This is a genomic window from Kushneria konosiri (assembly GCF_002155145.1).
In the GTDB taxonomy this organism is placed as follows: Bacteria; Pseudomonadota; Gammaproteobacteria; order Pseudomonadales; family Halomonadaceae; genus Kushneria; species Kushneria konosiri.
In genome coordinates this window covers 251382-274570 of record NZ_CP021323.1, presented here as the reverse complement: position 1 = coordinate 274570, position 23189 = coordinate 251382, and the positions used below count along the sequence as shown (strand labels likewise).

The following is a 23189-nucleotide window of genomic DNA, read 5'->3' as shown; positions in this document are numbered from 1 at the left end:
GGAGTATCTGATGATGTCGTTTTATCGGCGGTCACTGATGAAACTGAAGCCGGCTTTTAGAAGGCGTGTAACAATGTGTGGCAAGGACTTCAGGAAAATGCATCGGAGCCGTTATCAACGAGGCAGGCTCCAAAGAGATGATTGATCAACCATGACCGTATTCTACGACCGCAAGGGTGCCCCTGAATTACAACAGTTGCTGCGCAGCGCGGCGCATGCCACTGACTGCGCCTGTAGCGTTTTTTACGGCACTGGCGGCGACATCATGGCGAATTATGGCGGCGAGACGGCGGGCCCCCTGTCACGCGATCAGATCGCGGTGCTCTGTCACCTGATCAACAGTAGCGGCGAAGACTATCTTTGCCTTGAAGAGGTACATAGAACCGAGGCCTCCCTGTCGGATATTCCCTGGCCGGAAGGTATGGTCTTTACAGTCCTGACGGTTGTAAAAAGCCTTTCCGGTGAGCTGCTGGGGCTGCTTGTGGTCTGCGACAGACAGTCGCGACGAGATTTGAGTACTGCCCAGCGCTACGTGCTCCATACCCATGCGGCACAAATCGCTCATTATCATGACTGTCGGCAGGTGCGCGAACCGTTCGCCATTGCCAATGTCAGTGGCAGCGACCGGCTCAGACTGCTGGAGTCGGTGGTCGTGCATGCCAATGACGCGATCCTGATTACCGAGGCCGAGCCGCTTGATCGGCCGGGTCCGCGTATTGTGTATTGCAACGCTGCCTTTACCCGAGCCACCGGGTACAGCGAGGCCGATATCATTGGCAAGACGCCACGTATTCTGCAAAACAGCCAGACCGATCGTGCCACCCTGGATCGCCTGAGAGCGGCGCTGGAAAAGTGGCAGCCCGTAGAGGTCGAGCTGTTGAACTCCCGCCGTGATGGCACCCGGTTCTGGGTTGAGCTGAGCATTGTTCCGGTCGCCAACGAGAAAGGGTGGTTCACTCACTGGATCTCGGTGCAGCGCGACATCAGCGAACGCAAGCGGGCGGAAGAGATCGAGCAGCAGGCGCGTCGGGCACAGGCAGAGAACCTGGCACTGGAGGCGCGTCTGCTTGAGCGACAGCGCATCGAAAAGGAGCTGTCCTGGGCGGCGACCCACGACAACCTGACCGAACTCTACAATCGGGCCTGGATCATGGGCCGGCTGCGCGATCTGCTTTCCAGAACGCCGCCATCGCAGCCTAAGGCGGCCGTGCTGTTCATGGATCTGGATCGCTTCAAGCTCGTCAACGACAGTCTCGGCCATCGCGCGGGAGACCAGCTGCTGACCGACATGGCCCGGCGACTCGAGTCCTGCCTGCGCAGCGCCGATACCCTGGCCCGGGTGGGGGGTGATGAGTTCGTGGTATTGATCGAGGACGACACACCAGAGCGTGCCGCAGGGGAGGTGGCGCATCGCATCGCCCAGTGTCTGCAAAAGCCCTTTAGAATCCAGGGGCAGAACATCTTTTCTTCCAGCAGCATCGGGATCGTGCTGCTGGAGGCGCATTATCACACGCCCGAGGAACTCCTGCGTGATGCCGATACCGCCATGTACGTGGCCAAGGAGGAGGGTGTCGGGCGCTATGTCTTCTTTACCCCGTCAATGCGCGAAAACGTGGTAGAAACGCTGGCGCTGCAAAATGACCTGCGCCATGCCATGAAGCGTGATGAGTTTACGCTGTGCTATCAGCCCATTCATGAGCCGCACTCGCGAACGATCATGGGCATCGAGGCCCTGTTGACCTGGCAACATCCCAAACGCGGCAGCGTGGCGCCGGAACTCTTTATTGGCATGGCCGAGGAGCTGGGCATTCTGCGCGACATCGGCCACTGGGTCATTCATGAAGCCTGTCAGCAGCTGGCGACATGGCGTCAGGCTTATCCGCAGCTCTGTGAGCATTTAACGCTTAACATCAACGTGTCAGCGCAGGAGCTCAAGCATCACAGTTTCAAGAGTGATCTTGTCTCTGCGCTGGAAAGCAGTGGCGTGCCTGCGCATCTGCTGCAGCTCGAGATCAATGAAGGCGTTTTCCGTCATCATCCCGACATCATCGGTCAGGTATTGCACGATATTCGCGCACTTGGCGTCAGCGTCGCGCTGGATGATTTCGGGACCGGGTATTCGGCACTGAGCTATATCGATCAATACGAGATTGATGCCATCAAGGTGGATCGCGCCTTTGTATTGCGTATGGTGATGCATCGTCGCTCGCTGGCGATCATGCAGAGTCTTCTTTGGCTGGGAAAAACCCTGGAGCTTGATATCGTGGCAGAAGGGGTGGAAACCCTTGAGCAGCTACAAATGCTCCAGCGCCTTGGCTGTCCACTGGCGCAGGGATACTTCCTGTCACGCCCGATGACGCCGGACCAGATTGCCCTTTTACTGGCAAAGCGGGCAGACGCCCCTGCCGGTGCGCGCTCGGCGCTGCCCCGACTGACGCCATGGTCGGCGCCGGATCACAATGCGGGCGGGTGCGCCTGATCGGTGGGCGCGGGGCTCTGGCGGTGCCAGGTCTTGATGGGTGATAAGCGCGTCATGTGCCGCGCACGCATGCGGCAGACATGAAAGGGGCGGGACAGCACTCTGGCTGTTCCGCCCCTTGCGCGTTCAAGCGCTATCGATCACGGGTGATCGATGGATCTAGGTCGATCAGTAATGGATGACCGTGCGGATCGACTTGCCTTCATGCATCAGTTCAAAGGCTTCGTTGATCTGCTCCAGCGGCATGGTATGGGTGACAAAGGGATCAAGATCGATCTTGCCGCCCAGATAGTCGTTGACCATGCCCGGGAGCTGCGAGCGACCCTTGACGCCGCCAAAGGCGGAGCCTTTCCAGACGCGGCCGGTGACCAGCTGGAAGGGGCGCGTGCGGATCTCCTGACCGGCGCCTGCCACCCCAATGATGATGCTCTCGCCCCAGCCCTTGTGGCAGCACTCCAGCGCCGAGCGCATGACATCGACATTGCCGATGCATTCAAAGCTGAAATCCACACCGCCGTCGGTCATTTCGACGATCACTTCCTGAATCGGGCGATCATGATCCTTCGGGTTGACGAAGTCGGTCGCCCCCATGGACTCTGCCAGCTCGAACTTGTTCGGGTTGGTGTCGATGGCGATGATGCGTGAGGCTTTCGCCTGTACCGCGCCCTGAATGGCGGCCAGACCGATGCCGCCCAGACCGAAGATGGCGACCGTATCGCCTTCCTTGACCTTGGCCGTATTGTGCACCGCACCGATGCCGGTGGTCACACCGCAGCCCAGCAGGCACACCTTCTCCAGCGGTGCCTCTTCGTTGACTACGGCCAGCGACACCTCGGCCACCACGGTGTACTCGCTGAAGGTGCTGGTGCCCATGTAGTGATAGATCGGCTCGCCATTGTAGGAGAAGCGCGTGGTGCCGTCCGGCATCAGGCCCTTGCCCTGAGTGGCCCGAACCGCCGAGCACAGGTTGGTTTTGCCGGAACGGCAGAACTTGCATTCGCCGCACTCGGCCGTGTAGAGCGGAATAACATGATCGCCCGGCTTGACGCTGGTCACGCCTTCACCGACGGCCTCGACGATACCACCACCCTCATGGCCCAGTACGGCCGGGAAAATGCCTTCCGGGTCGTCGCCGGAGAGCGTGAAGGCATCGGTATGGCAGACACCGGTATGGGTAATGCGTACCAGTACCTCGCCCTTGCGGGGCGGTTCAACGTCAATTTCAACGATTTCGAGTGGTTTACCCGGCCCGAAGGCGACAGCAGCACGTGATTTCAAGTGACTCTCCTTGAGATTGCGAAGGGCCCGGGAACCGGACCACCACAGGCTATTTCAGATAGGAACGGATCAGGGAAGCCGTCTCATCCACGCGATCGGTGCGCTCCTCATCGCTGGCAGCGGCATCGCCAAAGGTCTCACGAATGTGGGTTTCCATCATCTCCGACATCAGGCCGTTGATGGCACCGCGCATGGCTGCGATCTGTTGCAGAACCGGCGCGCACTCGGCGCCGGCTTCCAGCCGACGCTCCAGCGCCTCGCACTGACCTCGAATGCGACGCACCCGGGCAAGAACACGCTTTTGGGCAGCGGGAGAATGCGGCATGGCAACGTCTCAATATACTGTACCCCAGTATGGTAAAACCATTTTGCTCGAGATGCATCCCTGTTGAATACCACTCATGATCGACCCACCGAAGACAGAACAATTTTCGTCATGAGCCAGAAAAACACCCATGATGGTCAGATATTCATATAAAAACACTTGAGACCGGCGGCCGGCGGGGCCATCATCGGCGCCTTCTCGCCATGGTGCCCATCGGGCCGGTGAGACCACGACCGGGGTGGCATCGGGTCGGGGTGCGCTGAATCTGCCTGACAGATGAGTTGCCCACTACCGATAAGACCTTCACTGTTGACTTTTCCCGATCTGGAATCGAATTCATGAGCAAAGTCCTGATTATTGGCGCCGGTGGCGTCGGTGGCGTTGTGACCCACAAGTGTGCACAACACCCTGAAGTATTTGGCGAGATCTGTCTGGCCAGTCGCAACGAAGCAAAGTGCAGGGCAATTGCCGACCAGCTGTCGCGCCCCATCCAGACCGCTCAGGTTGACGCTGACGACGTCGAAGCGCTGGTCGCGCTGATTGAATCCTTCAAGCCGGATATCCTGATTCATGTGGCACTGCCCTATCAGGATCTGACCATCATGGAAGCCTGCCTGCGTACCGGCGTGCCCTATCTGGACACGGCCAACTACGAACATCCCGACGAGGCGAAGTTCGAGTACAAGGAGCAGTGGGCCTTCCAGGACCGCTATGTGAACGCGGGCAACATGGCCACGCTCGGCTGTGGCTTCGACCCGGGCATGACCAACATCTACTGTGCCTATGGTCAGAAGAACCTGTTCGACGAGATCCACCGCATCGACATTCTCGATGCCAACGGCGGCGATCACGGCTACCCGTTTGCCACCAACTTCAACCCGGAAATCAACATTCGCGAAATCACCGCGAACGGTCGCTACTGGGAGAAGGGCGATTGGGTCGAGACCGCGCCGCTGGCGGAAAAGCGCACCTTTGATTTCGACGGCATCGGCGAAAAGGACATGTACCTGCTCTATCACGAAGAGCTGGAATCACTGGCGCAGAACATCAAGGGCATCGAGCGCATTCGCTTCTGGATGACCTTCTCCGAGAAGTATCTGACGCATCTGAAGGTGCTGGAAAATGTCGGCATGACCAGCATCGAGCCGATCAACGTCAACGGCTGTGAAATTTCGCCGCTGCAGTTTCTGAAATCCGTCCTGCCGGACCCGGCATCGCTTGGCCCGCGCACCAAGGGCAAGACCAACATCGGCGTCATTCTCGATGGCATCAAGGATGGCAAGCGTCGCAAGGTGTACATCTACAACATCTGCGACCACGAGAAGTGCTATGAGGAAGTCCAGTCCCAGGCGATCTCCTTTACCACCGGCGTGCCGGCAGTGACCGGCGCCATGCTGATGCTGGAAGGGCTCTGGAAGGGTGACGGCGTCTTCAACGTCGAGCAGCTCGATCCTAACCCCTTCATGGAACGCATCGGCGACATGGGCCTGCCCTGGCAGATGATCGAGCTCGATCCCGACCATGACCCGCTGGGCTGAGCGTTGATGAGCGATCACCGTATCGACTTCGACATCCACGCCTGCCCGTCGCCGGCCTATGTGGTTGATGACGCGCTGCTCAGACGCAATCTCGAGCGGCTTGGGCAGGTGCAAAAGGACAGCGGGGCGAAAATCCTGCTGGCCCTGAAGGGCTTTGCCCTTTGGGACAGCTTTCCGCTGGTGCGAGAGTATCTGGTAGGCACCACGGCCAGCGGTCAGGATGAAGCGCGGCTGGGTGCCGAGACCTTTGGCGGCGAGGTGCATGTCTATTCGCCGGCCTTTAACGAGGCCGAGATAGCGGAAGTGCTGCGCTACGCCGATCACCTGAGCTTCAACTCACCAGGTCAGTGGCGGCGCCATCGCGACACGGTCACGGCAGCGCCGCGGCGCATCTCCTGTGGGCTGCGGGTCAATCCCGAACACTCCACTGGCGCCGTGGCGCTTTATGATCCCTGTGCGGCCGGCTCACGACTGGGCACCCGCGCAGGCGATCTTGCTCCGGGCGACCTTGAGGGTCTCGAAGGGCTTCACTTTCACACCCTGTGTGAGCAAAACAGTGATGCGCTGGAAGAGACGCTGGCGGCGTTCGAGCAGAAGTTCGGCCAGTATCTGAGTGAAATGCGCTGGGTCAACTTCGGCGGCGGACACCACATCACGCGTGAAGACTATGACGTAACACGGCTGGTACGCGTGATTCGTGAGTTCCGCGAGCGCTATCCGCATCTGGAGGTTTATCTGGAACCGGGCGAGGCAATCGCGCTCAATACCGGCTATCTGGTGACCACCGTACTGGATATCATCGACAACAATGGACCGATCGCGATTCTCGATACCTCTGCCACCGCCCACATGCCGGACGTGCTGGAGATGCCGTATCGCCCCGAGATCATCGGCGGTGCACACCCGGGAGAGAAGGCGTATACCTATCGACTGGGCGGCATGACCTGTCTGGCCGGTGACGTCATCGGTGACTACGCCTTCGATGCCCCACTCAACATCGGCGATCGGCTGGTCTTTACCGACATGGCGCACTACACCATGGTCAAGACCACCACCTTCAATGGCATTCGACTGCCCTCGATCTGCCGGGTCGATGAAACCAGCCGCGAGATTCGAACGGTCAGAACCTTCGGCTACGTCGATTACATGCAGCGTTTGAGCTGATTCTGTCGCTGTCATGATCAAGTCTGACGCCCCGCACAAGCGGGGCGTTTTTTATGGGACAGCCAGGTTCCGAATACCGGAGGGCAGCGATCGAGTTGATCAGGTTGTATCGTGCTGCCTGACCAGACGGTCTCGACCGGCGCCCAACGCCACGATCATGGCGCTCAGTCCGATCAGACCCAGCAAAATGCCCACCACATCCCATCCGCCGGACCAGTCGTGCAAAAGCCCGACCAGCAGCGGGCCGAAGGCGGCCAGCACGTAACCAAACCCCTGCGCCATCCCGGACAGTTCGGCGGCGGTGTCGGCATCCGGCGCGCGAAGGGCCAGTAGCGTCAGCGCCATGCTGAACGTACCGCCCTGGCCCAGCCCCAGAATCACCACCCACAGCCAGACGCTCTGTATGGGGGCGTACAGGCAGCCCGCCAGACCACAGAGGGTGAGCAGCATCACACTGATCAATACCGCGCGCTGATCCTTCATTCGCCCGCCAATCAGCGGGGCCACAATGGCGGTGATCACCTGACACAGAATCGAGACCGATAGCGCCAGGCCTGCCGTTACCGGTGCCACGCCACGGTCCTGCAAAATGGTCGGCAGCCAGCCGAACACCGTGTAGGCCAGTGATGACTGCAGCCCCATGAAGAGCGTCACCTGCCAGGCCAGTCCATTGCGATAGAGAGAATGACCATCCCGTGGGCGCACGCGAACGGTATGCGTGACACGAAGCTGGGGAATCCAGATCAGCGCGGCAATGACGGCCGGTACCAGCCAGAAGGCGAGCGAGGGCGCCCACTGATGACCAAAGGCCTGACGCAGCGGCTCGGTAGCGCCGGCGGCCATCGAAGCGCCCAGATTGAGCGCCACGGTATAAAGGCCGGTCATGAGACTGACCCGGGTCGGGAAGTCGCGCTTGACGATGCCCGGCAGCAGGACGTTCATGATGCCGATGCAGGCCCCGGCCAGTGCGGTGAATACGAAAAGCCCCAGCATACCGCTGAAGGGGCGCACCAGCAGCGTCACGGCCAGCAGGATCAAAATGATGAAAATGGTGCGCTCGGGCCCGATGCGTCGTGACATTTTAGGCGCCAGCGGCGCAGCCAGTCCGAGACAGATCACTGGCAGCGTGGTCAGAACCCCCTGTGCGGCCGGTGATAGCGACAGCCCCTCGGCGATATTTTTAAGTACCGGCGAGACGCTGGTCAGCGCCGGTCTCAGGTTGATGGCCACCAGCAACAGGCCTGCCAGCGCCAGTGCCGCCCGAGATCCCTTGTTCGTATAGCTCACCGATGACATGCCACAACATTCCCTTCAAAACAAAAAAGTGCCCCATTCTGGGGCAGAGCGATGGATCAGGATAGCGGTTGTGCGATCGGTCGTCGCAGTCAAATGCCTGTTCCTCACCATTGTTGTGCGCGTGGTTTATACCGCGGGTCTCTGTGCCGTCACATTTGACTCAGCCATGGACAATGCTGGCGCCCATCACGTCTGCATATCGCGACAGGACTCCGGCAGCATCGGCCGGTCGAAGGTTACGCGCGGGCGTAGGGTGGCCAGCTGAGACATTGAGGGTTTTATCACTTTGATCGAGGATTTTAGAGCTTTAATGATGGTCGGTTCCGGGGTGCTACTTTAGTCTATGCGGCATCTCGATGATCAATGGATGTCCCACATGACGAATGACCTGCACGATTCGCCTGCACCGGGCGCGTCACGAGGCGCCTGGCGCGCTGTTTTCTCGTTGACGCTGGGCGTGTTCAGCCTGGTGATGGCCGAGTTTCTACCGGCGAGTTTGCTGACGCCAATGGCGAACTCGCTGGCGATCAGCGAGGGCCAGGCGGGACAGGCCGTCACGGTGACAGCGGTGGTGGCGTTACTGTCGGGGCTGTTGGTGACCTCTGTCACCCAGCGGCTCGACCGTCGCCACGTGCTGCTGGCGTTTTCGCTACTGATGATTTCCGCCAATCTACTGGTCGCCTATGCGCCGGATCTGATCTGGCTGCTGGCCGGGCGGATGCTGCTGGGCGTGGCGCTGGGCGGATTCTGGGCACTCTCCGCCGCTACCGTCATGCGACTGGTGCCGGAGCACGACGTGCCCCGCGCACTATCGATACTGTTTGCCGGCGTTCCCATTGCCACCATCAGTGCCGCGGCACTGGGCAGCTATCTCGGCGAGCTGGTCGGCTGGCGTAACGTGTTTCTGCTCACGACGGCCATATCGGTGCTGACGCTGATGTTTCAGTATGCCACCCTGCCGCGCATGACGCCGGAGCGGCCTTCGCCGCCAGGTACGCTGGTGAGCGTTATGAAGCGGCCGGGCATGATGGTCGGCTTCGTGGCCATCCTGCTCGTGTTCTGCGGTCATTTCGCTTTCTTTACCTATGTCCGTCCGTTTCTCGAAGGCGTGTCGCACATGGGCATCAATGCGCTGTCATCGACCCTGCTGGCGTTCGGAGTGGCAAACTTCGTCGGGACTCTGGCCGCGGGATACCTGCTTGAGCGCAGCTTGCGTCTAACGTTGCTGCTAATGCCGTTGATCATGGGTCTGCTGGGCTGGTTGCTGGCGACGCTGGGCGGCTACTCAATGGGGACTGATGCGCTCATGGTCGCACTGTGGGGGTTCGCCTTTGGCGCCGTGCCGGTGGCCTGGTCGACCTGGATCACTCGTGTCGTGCCGGATGAAGCCGAAAGCGGCGGCGGCTTGATCGTCGCATCGATTCAGCTGGCCATCGCCCTGGGGGCGGCCGCGGGAGGCGTTGTCTTTGGCATCGGCGGTGTACTCGCCGTCTGCGCCACGGCCAGCACGATGCTGTTGGCCGGTGCGGCGCTGGTAGTGGCCGGGGTACGCACGCAACCGGTGGACATCGACCTGAAGGCCTGTGACACCGAGCGTTCGGTCTGCAACTGAGCTCTTGTCCGGTTCCCTGTATGCAGGCCGCATCATGACCGGCGCAGCGCGGCCATCAGCGCATGACAATCGGCCAGGTGATGGTCGGTGGCCTCGGGACAGGCATTCTCCGGCACATTGACCAGCACGGTACGGGTGCCCGCTGCGCGCCCGCACTGCATGTCCAGCGGGCTATCGCCGACCATCACGATCTCCGAGGGCGCCACGCCCCAGCGTTTGATGAAGTGCTCAAGCCCCTCCGGATGCGGCTTGGGCGCAGCGTCTTCGCGACCCAGCACATCAGCGCGATCAAAGCACTGCGCCAGTCCGATCACCTCCAGCGTGATGTGCGCCAGCTCACGTGCATTGCGCGTCAGAATGCCCAATCGAACATCGCGCTCACACAGCTCCCGGATCAGTGCCATGGCGCCGTCTGCAGGCGTCGAGCGCGCCGCCAGTTCGCGCTCATGCGCCATCAGCCATTCGTGGCTGGCCCGGCGCTCGGCCTCTGGCAGCGATTCGAGATGTTCGAGAATGTCGCTGTCATCCGGCACTTCAAGCTCACGTCGAATGAACGCAAAGTCATGAATGCCCACGGTCAGTGTGCCATCCATATCGAAGACCCAGTGGCGGCAGTCGTTGAGAGAAGCGATGGTCATGAAACACCCATGGTCAGAAAGATACTGTCATGGTGGCACGTCCGAACGAAGTTGGTAGAGTCGTCTTGAAGATTTCTTCAGTTGAAGGGAACGTCATGGGGCTGACCAAACCATGGACAGGTCCTGCAACGTCAAAGGAGGCTTCAATGCGCATTGCCAAAACAATCCTTCTGACAGGCGCCATGCTGCTGACGTCAGCATCCGGCCCGGTACTCGCTGGCGACAATCCCACGGACTGTCGCCAGCTCAACGGTGCGCCGGGCGAAGACGGTAAACACGGCACGACGGCCTGTCCGCAGGGCGGTCACGGTGGGGCAGGCGTGGCCGGTATAGATGGGGCAACGGTGGCAAGGGCGGTGCCGGAGGTAAAGGAGGAAATGGCGGCCGAGGCGGTGACGGCGGCGATGGTGGCCCGGGAGGCGATGGCGGCGACGGCGGTAAGGGTATCGACGGACAGGATGGCGCTGACGGGCAGGATGGCTTTGACGGGCGGGATGGATAGTACGGCGGATATCCACGCTAGTACGGCCCTTCACTATAAATCCACCGGGCCCCTGTCGAATCACATCGGCAGGGGCCCGGGTTGGTTACACCGGCTTCAAGACGCCAGCGCGATACGCGACGCGACGCACGGTGTGCGGCATGGCAAACAGGCCGCGCGCCTTGGTGCTGGAGTGCAGCAGGCCATGATAGAGCATCAGACAGGCGACCGTGATGGCAAGCGTCGCGATCACGGGCTCAATGGCGATCAAAAAGCTGTTGGTGGTCTCTGGCATATAGGGCGACATGAAATGCAGCACGATGCGGTGCATCACGTAAATTGGCAGGGTCTGACGGCCAATCAGGCACAGGTAGTGCAGATTCATGTGGCGACAGGCCAGTGCAAAGGCGTCGATGGTTGTTGAGACCATCACCACACCCAGCAGCATCTCAACGCCGGGCGCGCCCAGCAGACTGAAATGACCGGCAATGGCCAAGCCCAGCAACGTCAATGCCAGAGTTGCCGTAAAGCGCTTGAGGTTGAAGGCGGCGTAATGTGTGGTGATGAAATCCCTGGCGTAGGCGCCGATCGCAAAAAACACGAAATAGCCGACCAGACTGCGCATGCCCCAGTTGGAAGGATCAAACACAAGGTACGTGGCAATATTGGCCACGATGCCAAGGCCGATGGCGATGGTGGCAGAGCGCATCAGCTTGGCCGCCATGAAATAGAGAACCAGCGCGTACAGATACCAGAGGGAAATGTTGGCCGTCACCATGCGTCGGATAAAATCCTTCATGGTCATATCCTGATTGAAGCTGCTTTCAAACCAGGGATTTCCGGGCAGGATATGAACCACGATGACCCAGTAGATGACCGCCCAGAGAACATATACCCAGAGTAGTGAGGCAATCTTTTTGGTTCGTATCTGCGCCCAGCTGCGACGGCTGATGCTGGTACTGGCCAGATAGCCCGAAATCAAAAAGAAAAGCGGCATGCGCAACGGCCTGAGCGCCGAAATGACACCATCCCACAAGGCGACAATGGGATGCCCGCCATGCATGCCCTGATAGATGAAAATATCGAAGTGGTACACCACCACCGCGAGAATACAGGCCCCCTTGGCCGCATCGATCCAATCGATGCGCTGTGCGCTGCGTGTCATAAATAATCGTCTTTTGTAGTGCTTTGGTAGGAGCGGCTATATTAGATGAGATTGTGTGTATTCATGTATGCATTACGTTTTTTTAAGTGGATTCTTATATCTTGTGGTTGTGTGGGTCGTGCTCTGTTAAGGCGCCATTGCGGCCTCGCAAGCTCTGGCTTGATGAGTACCGTGGACACTGATGATGCCTGTTCGTCGCGTAAAAAAGCCCCGCACATGGCGGGGCTTGTTTGCGTCGTCACTTGTTTCAACTGGAGGGAAGAATCAGACCGTCCAGCAGGCCTGAAGGATATTGGAGTGAAAGGAGCGATTGCATGCCGAGCAAAAAGGCCACGATCCCCAGCGTGATCAATACGATGGTCAGCCAGTGTGCCCTTGCCACAAATGTCAGGAAAAGAAGACTGCCCAGGGCAGCAGTGCTGACAAATCCCAGTACAGAGGCCACGACAACAACCATCAGAAGACCGGCCAGCCAGCACAGGCCCTGAAGAGCCGGCTGCTCGACACGAATGGCGCCTTCCGTTCGAATCTGAATGGCGACCGCCAGAGCACCACCGCCCAGAAAGACAATGGAGAGCATCGGGAAGACATGGGCGATAAAGGAGATGTCACGGACGTCGTACCAGGACAGGGCCGCGACCAGCAGCATGCCCACGACCAGGATCATGTCCACAACGCCCCATGTTGCCTGGGTCTTTTCAACGACGGTGGTTGCCGCTGTCTTGTCAGAGGCCGTATTTCGGCGACGTGCCAGCAGCTTTCTGCCCAGCGGGTAGAGCAGTGCCAGTGCAGTGATCGACAGGATGATCAGAACCCCCGGGCGCATAAACCCGGCCAGACCATTGAACTGAATGCTCTGATAGAAATACGTTTCAGCGCCGGGCGCCAGTACAAATCCGATTAGAAAGGCCGGTCTGGACCAGCCGGCCTGCTTGAACATCAGGCCAATGGCGCCTATGGCAATCAGGGAGTACCAGTCTCCCAGCGAGCGCGTTGCCTGATAGGCGGCAAACAGCACCAGCATCGTGATGACGGGCGCGATCAGGGCAAACGGGACGCGCGTCAGCTGTGCCACGGGTCTTGCCAGCATCAGGCAAAAGGCGGCGCCCAGAATGTTGGCCAGCGCCAGCGACCAGATAATGTTGTAGGTCAGATCCAGATGCGTGGTGATCATGCTGACACCGGGCTCAAGCCCCAGCAGCAGCAGGCCGCCCAGGAAAATGGCGGCTGTACCCGAGCCGGGCACACCAAACAGCAGCGTCGGCACCATGGCACCGCAGGCACAGGCGTTATTGGCAGATTCAGGCGCAATGACGCCACGAATGTCGCCCTGACCAAAATGCTTTTCACCCTTGACCGTTCGGCTGGCATAGCCGTAGGTCAGCCAGTCGACCACCGAGCCGGCAAGCCCGGGGATGGTGCCGATGATACTGCCGATCCCGGCGCAGCGAGCGACCAGTCCACGATTTTGCCAGACATCCAGAACGCCGCGTTTCCAGCCCTTGCCCAGTCCGGCCTGATCCCGTGCGATGCTGCTTTTCTGAATCATCAGCTCGATGATTTCCGGGATGGCAAAAATACCCAGACCCACGACGACCAGCGGGATACCGTCAAACAGATACTCGATACCCATGTTAAGACGAAATTCGCCCGTGGCCGGTGCCGTCCCCATGGCGCCAACCAGTAGCCCCAGGCCGCAGGCGGCAATGCCCTTGAAGAGCTGACCGCCGGAGAGTACCGCCACCATGGCCAGACCCAGCATGGTCAGAACAAAAAGCTCTGATGAGGAAAAGCCCAGGACCAGCGGTCGAGCCATCAGGATGAAAATGGTCAGGATCAGCGCACCAATGACCCCGCCACACAGTGATGACAGAAAGGCACTTGAAAGGGCGCGGGCAGCCTGCCCCTTTTTGGCCAGCGGAAAGCCGTCCATGACGGTGGCCTGAGAGGAGCTCGAACCGGGGATGCCCATCAGAACCGAGGCGAAGGTATCTCCGGTGGGAATGACCGCCACCATGCCCATCAGCATACCCAGGGCCAGGCCGGGGTCCATGCCATAAAGGAAGGGAAGCAGCAGCGCCATTCCGGCAATTCCGCCCAGGCCCGGAATGATACCGACCAGCAGCCCTACCGAGACGCCAAGGCACATATATAAAAGATGGGAGACCGTCAGGATCTGACCGATCCCTGAGACCATTGATTCAAACATGATGCAGGTCCTCGATTACCTGATGTGATGCGATTGTTTCAGGAAGGCTCAAATTCATTGCGTCACCACACGAATGTCGTGCCTTTGCTTGAGCCAATCGACGATCCATTGACGGCGCTCCTGACTCATCTGCATGGCCGCTTCAAGCTGACGGGCCGCGACCTCGCCTGTGACCGGGTCATAGGGCCCGATGCGCTGACGCGCGGCTTCCAGAAACTCGGGGTTTTTGGCCAGCTTCCGGGCGGCATCAAGATAGGTCGCAAGCAGTGAGGCATCGATATCCCTGGGGACCAGCAGCAGCTTCTGGAGGGCATATCCCGAGGCGAAAAACTTGTGATAGACCTGATAGGCCATGTCGTCACGGCTGGTGTCTGGCTGGGCGAGATAGAGCTCGCTGAAGGTCGGCAGGTCCGGGAAGGCAGGGTCGCGCACGATGATGTTGTCATCGTTCATGACGCCCAGTGAAAACAGGGGAACGGCCTGACCTGATTTGACCAGTGGGGTGACGCTACTGAAGTAGGCCGAGGTTGTCTGAAAATCGATGCCGGCCTCGCCTCGTTCAAAGGCCAGGCGTCCTTCGCCGCGGCTGCGCATGCCAAACACCGGGTCGACCTGTAGTCCCAGCATGTCAAAGGCCAGCAGAATCGGCAGTTCCAGACCGGTCGGGGTCTGGGCGCCGAACTTGGTCTCATGCTGGCGCAGGTGCTCCATGATCTTTTTGGGGTCCTCGCCCATGCTGGACTGGGCATACACTACCCCACCGGTGGGGGCCGCAATAATGGGCGTCCAGCGACTGTAGTCGAACCGAACCCTGGGGTCTTTCAGCATGGCCGGGTATTGGGTTGAGGCCGAGGTGACGATCATTTCGGCGCCATTGCTGCGTGCGCGGCTATAGAAAAGATTCGCGCCGGTAATCGAGCCGCCACCCGGCACATTGTTGATGACAATGGCCGGATGATTCTCAAGCGACTCGCCCACCCAGTGGGACATGAACCGTGCCCAGACATCGGTACCGCCACCGACGCCAAAAGGTACCGTCCACGTCAGGGTGTCAGGCACTGGCGTTTTGGCCGTTTCCGAAGCCTGCGATGATTGAAATGCCATTGCCGTTACCAGGGCCAGCATCAGCACTCGTCCAAACTTCCCCGGGTGATGTTTTTTGCGTCCAAACATCGCTCACCTCATGCACGGTTTTTTAATGGGTTCTGCGCTGACGGCGTAGGCCCGGCGCAGTGGTTAGGCGACAAGCTCGCATAGTTGTCATCGATCATTCCAATGCATTCAATCGGCTGTTTTGATGTCTCTATTGCATTAATGGGCGAAAGGTTTCAATCGGCCCCGTCAGATCAGGGCCTGGCGCGAAGGGAGGGAAATTTCGTGTTTCCAATTTTCAGGCCGGCTATATACCAATGTTTAACAGGCAATCCGGGAAATTTGCCCTGATCACGGCAGGGCGGTGCTCGAGAACCTTGAGAACTGATATAAAAAAGCGCCCTTGAGAGGGCGCTTGAAGATGATGCAGCAAGGGGGATCGTTAATTGTTGGCGGCAGAAACGAATACTTCGCCACTAAAAAGGCGCCTGGCTGTACGAAGCAGCGAGCAGATCGGTGCCTGCCCGGACTCATCAGTCGTCATGGCCACGCTCAGTCGACCGCTGGGGTGTGCTATATCCATTTCTCCCTTGAGAGTCTGTGGGTCAATCAGATCGCGAATCAGGCTTTCGCCGTTGCTGCAGGCAATGGCAAGTCCCACGGCGCCGGTAATGGCGAGCGCCTTGTGGCAGCGATGTGGCATGAAATAGCGCACGGTCAGCGGGGCATCAGGGTGGCCATTACTGACAAGCACCGGCTTGGGAATGACCTTCTCACTGACATCTCCAAATCCCATCGCTAGTCCGGCCTGGCATCGAATCAGCTCCAGCCGTGCCATGAAGACCTTGTCATCATCGAGCTCGGCGGGCGTTTCATCCCCCCGCTTTCCCATTGATGAGGCATGGATCAGCACCATCGGCATGGCCGCATCCACGCAGCTCACTTCAACACCGTCAAAGGTGTCCCGGCTCTGCCCGGTCGGATACAGCTTGCCGGTGCGCGCACCGATGGCGTTGAGAAACGTCAGATGAATGGGAGCGGCCGTGCCGGGGACGCCATCAATGGCGGCATCGCCATCGTAGCGAACCTGCCCGTTGGGGGTCTGAACAGTGGCCTCTATCAGCGTATCGGTATTGACGTTGCGAATACGCACGCAGGTGGTATCGCCTGACGGTTTAACCAACCCTTTTTCGATGGCAAACGGCCCAACGGCACTCAGCATGTTGCCGCAGTTGGGGGAAACATCGACACGTCGCTGTTCGACCATGACCTGTACGAACAGGTAGTCGACATCGACGCCTTCGGTTGACGACGGCCCCACAATGGCAACCTTGCTGGTTTGGGGATACCCACCACCGATGCCATCTATTTCAAGCTCATTGCCCGAACCCATCAACTGCAGCAGCAGTTCGTTGCGCGCATTTTCGTCATCAGGGAGATCTCCTGCCAGAAAAAAGGGCCCCTTTGAGGTCCCGCCACGCATCAAGACACAGGGAATGGCATGCATCAGTAACTTCCTTCCAGCAAAGGCTCGGCTTCGGATGGCACTGAAAATCGCACGCCTGTTTTTATTGTTCCAATGCAACTGTTTGCGTTATTGATGCGTGTAGAGAATCAAAACGGTAAGGTCGCTATGTGATGAGGCATAAGCTCATTATCAAAACTCGATATTTTTCCGGGAGGGCAGGGAATGCATTACGAACTGCAACACATTCTGGCCTTTTTGAAGGTGGTGGAGCTGGAAAGCTTTCACGCGGCGGCTGAGGCGCTCAACGTGTCACAGCCGGCGCTGAGCAGGCGTATCCAGAAACTTGAGCAGGCGCTGGGGACATCGCTGCTGTCAAGAACCACACGACATGTCGGCATGACCGCCGTAGGCCGGGATTTCTATCCTCAGGCCCGCCGCCTGATCGACGATTTCGATCATGCTGTCTTCAATATCAAGGCGCTGGCAGAGCACCGGATCGGGCAGATCACGCTGGCCTGCATTCCTACGGCGGCCTTTTATTTTCTGCCCTCGGTCATCCGCGACTTCAACGCGCAGTACCCCAACATTCGTATTCGTCTACTGGATTTAAGCGCCAATGAGGGGCTTGAAGCCGTGCTCAGCGGTGAGGCCGATGTCGGCATCAACATGCTGAGTGGGCAGCATCCGGATATCGAGTTCACGCCGCTGGTAGTAGAGCCCTTTGTACTGGCCTGTCGGTCCGATCATGAGTTTGCCTCACGCAAGCAGGTGCGCTGGAGTGAATTAAGCCGGCATCGGATGATTGGTGTCGGGCGTGCCAGTGGCAACCGAACACTGATAGACCATGAGCTGGCCTCGCTTGAAAACAGGCCCACCTGGTTTTTTGAAGTGCAGCATCTTTCCACGTCGCTGGGCATGGTCGAGGCCGGGCTGGGGGTCGCTGCCGTGCCGCGTCTGGCCATGCCAAGGCAGGAGCACGCAACGCTCATACAGCGCCCGTTGATCGACCCCGTGATTCGCAGAACGCTGGGTCTGGTGCGTCATCGCAACAGTCATTTGTCACCGGCAGCAGAGCGTTTTGTTGAAACCCTGCTGTCACAGTGGCGAACGCCGGATGGTGAAACCACCGAGCCTTCCATTCCCGGATAGTGGCTTGGATAAACCTGCCCACCACATCTCTCATTCAAAAGGGCGACAGCATGCAGATTCGAACCTTCAGGCCCGAGGACCAGAAAGCCGTCATCGCGCTCTGGCAGCGCTGCGGCCTGACGCGCCCATGGAACGATCCCGCTTTGGACATTGAGCGTAAATGCAGTGAAGACCCGGTGCTGTTTCTGGTCGGCATCGATGAGAAAAATCGTGTCATGGCCTCCGCCATGGTGGGGTTTGACGGCCACCGTGGCTGGCTCTATTACCTGGCGGTTGATCCCGATGAGCAGCGACGAGGTCACGGTCGGGCGCTGATCGAGCAGGCGGAACGGCTTTTGATTGAGCGGGGGTGCCCGAAGATCATGCTGATGGTGCGTCGCGGTCAGCCAGAACTGGAGGCGTATTATCGTGCGATGGGATTTGAGGAAAACGAGGTCGTAACGATGGGCAAGCGGCTTATCGAAGACGATTAGATATATGACAGGAGGGAAGGGCTGGCGCCCCCGTCAGGATTCGAACCTGAGACCTTCCCCTTAGGAGGGGGACGCTCTATCCAGCTGAGCTACGGGGGCGAAGCGGGCGCCATTATAGGGATTTCATGCGTATAGTGAAACCCTGACGAATTAACGCCGCCCATCGAGTTCGCATGAAAGAACGCATCACGACAGATCGCCACTTCAACGGCATGGCCGAGAAGTTCGAACACGCCCTGTATAACCACTCTCGCGGACGGCTGCGCCTGTCGCTGCTGACACGGGCCATCGAGTCCTCCATCCCACTGGCCGGACAGTCTCTGTTGGATGTCGGTGCGGGGCTGGGCCAGATGGCACACTGGGCCGCAGAAAAGGGCCATCCAGTGACGCTGCTGGAGCCGGCGGAAGATATGCTTGCCGCGGCACGCGAGCGTCTGGAGGGGCATGACGCCCGTTTTTATCAGTGTGATCTGCAGAATCTGTCCGAGGTGGCGCCCGGGCCATGGCCTTTGATGTTCTGCCATGCGGTGCTGGAGTGGCTGATCGATCCCGAAGCAGCGGTTCATCGACTGGCCGAGCAGCTGGCACCTGATGGTTGGCTATCGCTGATGGTGTTCAACGAGGATGCGTTGCGCTTCTCCAACGTGGTGAAGGGCAACCTGCAAAAGGTACTTGATGATCAGCTGGCAGGTTTTGGCAAGCGCAAGCGCCTGACGCCCATCTCACCGCTGCGCCATGACGATATCGTGCGCTGGCTGAATGAGGCAGGGCTTGAAGTGCATGCCGTCACGGGCATTCGTGTCTTTCACGACTATCTGCGTGAGCGCGACCCGGATGAGGCTACGCTGGAAAGGCTGTTTGAGCTCGAGCATCGCTATTGCCGACAGGAACCCTATTGGCGGCTGGGTCGCTATCTTCATTACAGTGTTTATCGCCCAGGCTGATATTCTTCACCCCATTCGAGGTGTGTTGCCGCATCAATCCGTCGATATACCGTTATCCTTTTTTGGTCATGCCACAGGGCAGGCCTGTCATTATTTAAGTAGAGCAGGGGATTCATGAGCTTTTCCACGCCCATGGGGCAGTTGCTGGACCGTCAGACACCCGCCATTAGAGACAATGAGTGGCTGATCGCGCCGCCGCTGGATGAGGGGCTGTTAAACGGTGCGAAACACCGCATATGGAGTCTGGACCATCTGATTGCAGAGGTCTGGCGCAAGCATGGTCATGAAGTGGTTGAAGGACTGACACCGCCGGAAGGCATGACGGTGGCACTGCTGTTCTGGCCCAAGACGATGGATCTGGGCCGCTGGTGGCTGGATCAGCTCAACGCCCACTGTGCATCAGGCAGCACGCTGCGCATCGTCGGCGAGCATCATGGTGGTGGCAAGCGGGTACCTGGTGAATTGAAAACGCGCGGCATGACGCATCAGCGTCTCGACAACGCACGGCGCTGCTCGCTGTATGAAGCAGCCACCATTGCCGGTGAAGCGGGGGATCACTGGTCCACGTTCGAGGCGCTGGATCTGACGCTGGTCAGTCACCCGGGCATTTTCGGCCATGGCCGGCTGGATGATGGTACCCGTATGCTGCTGGACGTTTTGCCGGCGCAGGAAGGGCGTGTGCTCGATGCCGGCTGTGGCGATGGTGTGATCAGTGCCTGGCTGGCGCGTCAGGGCGCAAACGTGACGGCCGTGGACATCAATCACCTGGCGCTGGAAGCCACGCGGCGAACGCTTGAGGCCAATGGCCTGAAGGGCGAGGTGCTTGCCAGCGATATGCTGGACGCCGTCGAGGGCCCCTTTGACGCGATCATCAGCAATCCGGCCTTTCATCAGGAGCGCCATGTCTCGATCGACCCGGCCCGCAAGCTGATCGAGCAGGCCAGCAAAAAGCTGACCCCGAAAGGCGCGCTGTATATTGTCGCCAACAGCTTTCTGCCCTATATGGGCCTGATGAAAAAGCACTTTGGACGGGTCGATGTGCTGGCGGAAAGCAGCCGCTTTCGGGTCTACCGCTGTAGCCGACGTTGAACGGCGGCCTGCGCCAGGCAGGGTTCATGAGCGCTCGGCGTAGGCAATGTCGGTAATGATGTAACTGGTCTCGCCGCCCGGGGCGTCGACGGTGACTTCTGCATCCAGCGACTTGCCGAGCAGGGCGCGCGCCAGCGGAGCATCCACGCTGATCCAGTGTTTTTTGTTGTCGGTCTCGTCGGGACCGACAATGCGGATGCGCATCTCTTCGCCGTCGTCATCTTCAAGCGTCACCCAGGCACTGAAAAAGACCCGGTCGCGGTCAGCCGGCAGGCGGTCGACCACGGTCAGGGCATCGAGGCGCTTTTGCAGATAGGCAATCCGGGCGATGGTGCCGTTCAGGGCCTTCTTGTTGTAGGTGTAATCCGCGTTTTCACTGCGATCACCCTGAGCGGCCGCTTCACCGGTCTTGCGTGACTGCTCGGGGCGACGCACGCGCACCAGATGATCGAGCAGGCTCTGCATTGAGGCGTAGCCTTCCGGGGTGATCAGGTCGGTCTTTTTCTCCTGGCGCGGGTCCTTGGCGGGATCGCGCCAGCGCGTCATGTTGCGTCCTTTCATGCAGGCGATAACCCTGTGACAGTAGGACAATTACCATAATCGCCTCGTATTGTGCTGCCAAGGCCGACTGCAGCCGCAGGCTTGAAAGTTTCTGGCACAGTGCCCATAAACAGGCCCACACTCCCTTTATAACCGGCGCATTTCGTCTTCCTGTTCCCAGAGGTTGCCCGCCTTCTTTATTTGGCGGCCATGCTCATGTATTTGAAGGAAAAGCCGATGACTACGGATACGAAGTCCCTGCCACGCTTTGATGGCAGTGATGTCGAGCATATCCAGGACGCACCGCTGCATCGCGGGTTTTTCAATCTTGACCGCGTGGATGTGCGCTACCGCCAGTATCAGGGTGGCTGGAGCGAGACGGTCTCGCGTGAGGTCTTTCGTCATCACGATGCCGTGGGCGTTCTGTTATATGACGTGGAACGTGACGCCGTCGTTCTGGTCGAACAGTTTCGCGCCGGGGCCATGGGGCGCGCCTTCAGCCCCTGGCTGCTGGAGCCTGCCGCCGGTCTGATCGATTCCAGCGAATCACCGGAGGATGTGGCGCGGCGCGAGGTGCGAGAAGAAACGGGATGCCACACCGAGCAGTTGATGGAGATTCACCGCTATTTCCCCAGTCCCGGAGCCTGTGACGAATACATCACGCTCTATTGCGCGCTGGTGGATTCAAGCGATGTCGGTGGCGTGCACGGGCTGGAAGAGGAGCACGAGGACATCATGGTGCGTGTGCTACCCTTTCGTGACGCCTGGGGCATGCTGGAAAACGGTACCATCAACAATGCCATGTTATTGATTGCGCTGTACTGGCTGGCTCGTGAGCGCCCGGCCCTCAGAGCAAGGAGATAGTCTTTTGAGCAATAGAGCCGCTTACGTTACCGATCTCAGGACGCTACAGGCCGAATGTACGGCCAACTTCGTGCGTCTTGACCGGCTGCTGGGCGATACGGTCGCCGGCGAGCGGGTGGAGCTGCCGCTGGCAAGCCACACCACACGCTTTGGCACCCTGCATCTCGAGGTGGTCGAACGCGCGCCCTATACCACGGTGGTGCGCGTTTTCCAGAGTGGCGTACTGGATGACATGATCGATGCGCCGCGCATGGTGGTGCATCTTTATCACGATGTGCAGATGGCCGAGGTCACCGACTTTCAGCGCAAGCGTCACTTCGAAGGGCGCTATCGCTATCCCAATGCCCATATGCATCAGCCGGATGAGAAGCTTCAGCTCAATCGCTTTCTGGGCGAATGGCTCGAGCACGGTCTGGCCCATGGCCACGATACCCGCATCTTTGAAACGCCCTGATCCGGGCATCGCCCTGTTTCTGTCAGGGCCCCGCCGTGTCGCTTCGCCGTAACGCCCCAGGGTTGTCAAATCCCCTTGAAAGGAAAGTGCCATGCTGATCGTTCAGCTCTCGGACAGCCATCTGAGCGCCGACCCCACCCGGCGATATCGCGACGTCGACGCGGATACACGACTGACGTCGATGCTGGCGCGGGTATCACGTTATCAGCCGGATCTGATCGTGGTCAGCGGTGATGTCAGCGATGACGGCTCGTCTGCCTCCTATCAAAGGGCGGCGGCGTCTTTTGATGCACTGGGTTGCCCATGGGTCTGGCTGCCGGGCAATCATGACCATCCCGCTACCATGTCACAGGTGCGCGCGCTCGAGTCTGTCATCCATTCCAGCGGCTGGCAGATCCTGCTGCTCAACACCTGGATTGAGGGTGAAGAGGGCGGTCGGCTGGGTGAGGCGCAACGTGCACAGCTGGAGGCGCAGCTCGCCAGTGACACGTCACCGGCGCTGATTGTGCTGCATCATCCACCGGTGAGCGTGGACACCGACTGGATGAACGAGATCGGCCTTGAAGACCGTGAGGCCTTCTGGGCGGTTCTTGGCCGATATGATCATGTGCAGGCCGTGCTGTGCGGGCATATTCATCATGAAATGACCTGTCTGCATCGGGGCGTACCGGTCATGTCGGTGCCGGCCATTGCCGCGCAGTTCGTGCCTGATCGGCCCGATTTTGCTGTCGATGCATGCGCTCCGGGCGGCTTTCGGCTGATTCGACTGTCCATGGAGGGCATGCGACAGCCTCGATTATCCACCCGGGTAGAGTACGTGCCGGTCTGATGGCCCAAATCGGCAAAGCGGTCGGCGGTCGATTTTTATAGCTTAAACGTCTAAAGGAAGAAAAGTTGATTCTTTGACGTTATGAAGGCGGCTCGCTAACGT

Annotated in this window: 20 protein-coding genes and 1 tRNA gene; 11 read left to right on the top strand and 10 right to left on the bottom strand. The window is 59.3% G+C overall.

Translation table 11 applies throughout. From position 1 onward, the window contains the following. The first annotated feature begins 151 nt into the window (after nt 1-151). Nucleotides 152-2479: a putative bifunctional diguanylate cyclase/phosphodiesterase gene (locus B9G99_RS01365; RefSeq protein WP_086620411.1), complete on the top strand. Its 2328-nt coding sequence runs from the start codon at nt 152-154 to the stop codon at nt 2477-2479. 168 nt (nt 2480-2647) lie between these two features. On the opposite strand, the gene B9G99_RS01360 is transcribed toward B9G99_RS01365, so the two are convergent. Both B9G99_RS01360 and B9G99_RS01355 read right to left on the bottom strand, forming a co-directional pair. Next, a complete protein-coding gene (locus tag B9G99_RS01360) occupies nt 2648-3757 on the bottom strand; it encodes an S-(hydroxymethyl)glutathione dehydrogenase/class III alcohol dehydrogenase (protein ID WP_086620410.1) in 1110 nt (369 codons plus the stop codon). Nucleotides 3758-3806: 49 nt separating this feature from the next. Then, entirely contained in the window at nt 3807-4082 is a 276-nt protein-coding gene (locus tag B9G99_RS01355; RefSeq protein WP_086620409.1) for a metal/formaldehyde-sensitive transcriptional repressor, read from the bottom strand. Nucleotides 4083-4420: 338 nt separating this feature from the next. Between B9G99_RS01355 and B9G99_RS01350 the strand changes: the two genes are divergently transcribed. Together B9G99_RS01350 and nspC are read left to right on the top strand one after the other, a co-directional pair. Then, entirely contained in the window at nt 4421-5620 is a 1200-nt protein-coding gene (locus B9G99_RS01350) for a saccharopine dehydrogenase family protein (RefSeq protein WP_086620408.1), read from the top strand. Between the two features lie 6 nt (nt 5621-5626). After that, the gene (gene nspC / locus B9G99_RS01345; protein WP_086620407.1) at nt 5627-6784 is read left to right on the top strand and encodes a carboxynorspermidine decarboxylase; all 1158 of its coding nucleotides are present in this window, start codon (nt 5627-5629) and stop codon (nt 6782-6784) included. A gap of 99 nt (nt 6785-6883) precedes the next feature. Here nspC and B9G99_RS01340 read toward each other — a convergent pair whose 3' ends face one another. Continuing rightward, a complete protein-coding gene (locus B9G99_RS01340) occupies nt 6884-8080 on the bottom strand; it encodes a CynX/NimT family MFS transporter (RefSeq protein ID WP_086620406.1) in 1197 nt (398 codons plus the stop codon). 376 nt (nt 8081-8456) lie between these two features. On the opposite strand from B9G99_RS01340, the gene B9G99_RS01335 reads away from it, so the two are divergent. After that, nucleotides 8457-9692: an MFS transporter gene (locus B9G99_RS01335; protein ID WP_086623209.1), complete on the top strand. Its 1236-nt coding sequence runs from the start codon at nt 8457-8459 to the stop codon at nt 9690-9692. A gap of 32 nt (nt 9693-9724) precedes the next feature. Here B9G99_RS01335 and B9G99_RS01330 read toward each other — a convergent pair whose 3' ends face one another. The 5 genes from B9G99_RS01330 to B9G99_RS01305 all read right to left on the bottom strand — a co-directional run bounded on the left by B9G99_RS01330 (nt 9725) and on the right by B9G99_RS01305 (nt 16784). Then, the gene (locus B9G99_RS01330; protein WP_086620405.1) at nt 9725-10330 is read right to left on the bottom strand and encodes an HAD family hydrolase; all 606 of its coding nucleotides are present in this window, start codon (nt 10328-10330) and stop codon (nt 9725-9727) included. Nucleotides 10331-10917: 587 nt separating this feature from the next. Further along, nucleotides 10918-11976 carry an acyltransferase family protein gene (locus B9G99_RS01320; protein ID WP_086620404.1) on the bottom strand — a complete coding sequence of 353 codons (1059 nt, stop codon included), beginning with the start codon at nt 11974-11976 and terminating at the stop codon, nt 10918-10920. 247 nt (nt 11977-12223) lie between these two features. After that, complete coding sequence (locus B9G99_RS01315) at nt 12224-14185, bottom strand: tripartite tricarboxylate transporter permease (RefSeq protein ID WP_086620403.1); 1962 nt, start codon at nt 14183-14185, stop codon at nt 12224-12226. A gap of 54 nt (nt 14186-14239) precedes the next feature. Then, entirely contained in the window at nt 14240-15289 is a 1050-nt protein-coding gene (locus B9G99_RS01310) for a type 2 periplasmic-binding domain-containing protein (protein WP_227875872.1), read from the bottom strand. Nucleotides 15290-15719: 430 nt separating this feature from the next. Beyond that, a complete protein-coding gene (locus tag B9G99_RS01305; RefSeq protein ID WP_086620402.1) occupies nt 15720-16784 on the bottom strand; it encodes a 4-oxalomesaconate tautomerase in 1065 nt (354 codons plus the stop codon). Between the two features lie 183 nt (nt 16785-16967). Here B9G99_RS01305 and B9G99_RS01300 point away from each other — a divergent pair, with 183 nt between their 5' ends. Beyond that, on the top strand, nt 16968-17894 hold the full coding sequence (locus B9G99_RS01300; protein ID WP_086620401.1) for a LysR family transcriptional regulator: 927 nt from the start codon (nt 16968-16970) through the stop codon (nt 17892-17894). Between the two features lie 50 nt (nt 17895-17944). Beyond that, nucleotides 17945-18367, top strand: coding sequence for a GNAT family acetyltransferase (locus B9G99_RS01295; RefSeq protein WP_086620400.1), 423 nt, complete (start codon nt 17945-17947; stop codon nt 18365-18367). A 22-nt stretch (nt 18368-18389) separates the two neighbouring features. Here B9G99_RS01295 and B9G99_RS01290 read toward each other — a convergent pair. Then, nucleotides 18390-18466 (bottom strand) — tRNA-Arg (locus B9G99_RS01290). 74 nt (nt 18467-18540) lie between these two features. On the opposite strand from B9G99_RS01290, the gene B9G99_RS01285 reads away from it, so the two are divergent. Then, a complete protein-coding gene (locus tag B9G99_RS01285) occupies nt 18541-19311 on the top strand; it encodes a methyltransferase domain-containing protein (protein WP_086620399.1) in 771 nt (256 codons plus the stop codon). Between the two features lie 114 nt (nt 19312-19425). Further along, nucleotides 19426-20400, top strand: coding sequence for a class I SAM-dependent methyltransferase (locus tag B9G99_RS01280; RefSeq protein WP_086620398.1), 975 nt, complete (start codon nt 19426-19428; stop codon nt 20398-20400). Between the two features lie 24 nt (nt 20401-20424). On the opposite strand, the gene greB is transcribed toward B9G99_RS01280, so the two are convergent. Beyond that, complete coding sequence (greB, locus tag B9G99_RS01275; protein WP_086620397.1) at nt 20425-20961, bottom strand: transcription elongation factor GreB; 537 nt, start codon at nt 20959-20961, stop codon at nt 20425-20427. Between the two features lie 216 nt (nt 20962-21177). Here greB and B9G99_RS01270 point away from each other — a divergent pair, with 216 nt between their 5' ends. The 3 genes from B9G99_RS01270 (at nt 21178) to B9G99_RS01260 (ending at nt 23087) form a co-directional block, all read left to right on the top strand. After that, nucleotides 21178-21804, top strand: coding sequence for an NUDIX domain-containing protein (locus B9G99_RS01270; protein ID WP_086620396.1), 627 nt, complete (start codon nt 21178-21180; stop codon nt 21802-21804). A 4-nt stretch (nt 21805-21808) separates the two neighbouring features. Then, nucleotides 21809-22258, top strand: coding sequence for a DUF1249 domain-containing protein (locus B9G99_RS01265; RefSeq protein ID WP_086620395.1), 450 nt, complete (start codon nt 21809-21811; stop codon nt 22256-22258). Between the two features lie 91 nt (nt 22259-22349). Continuing rightward, the gene (locus tag B9G99_RS01260) at nt 22350-23087 is read left to right on the top strand and encodes a metallophosphoesterase (protein ID WP_086620394.1); all 738 of its coding nucleotides are present in this window, start codon (nt 22350-22352) and stop codon (nt 23085-23087) included. Nucleotides 23088-23189: the final 102 nt, after the last annotated feature.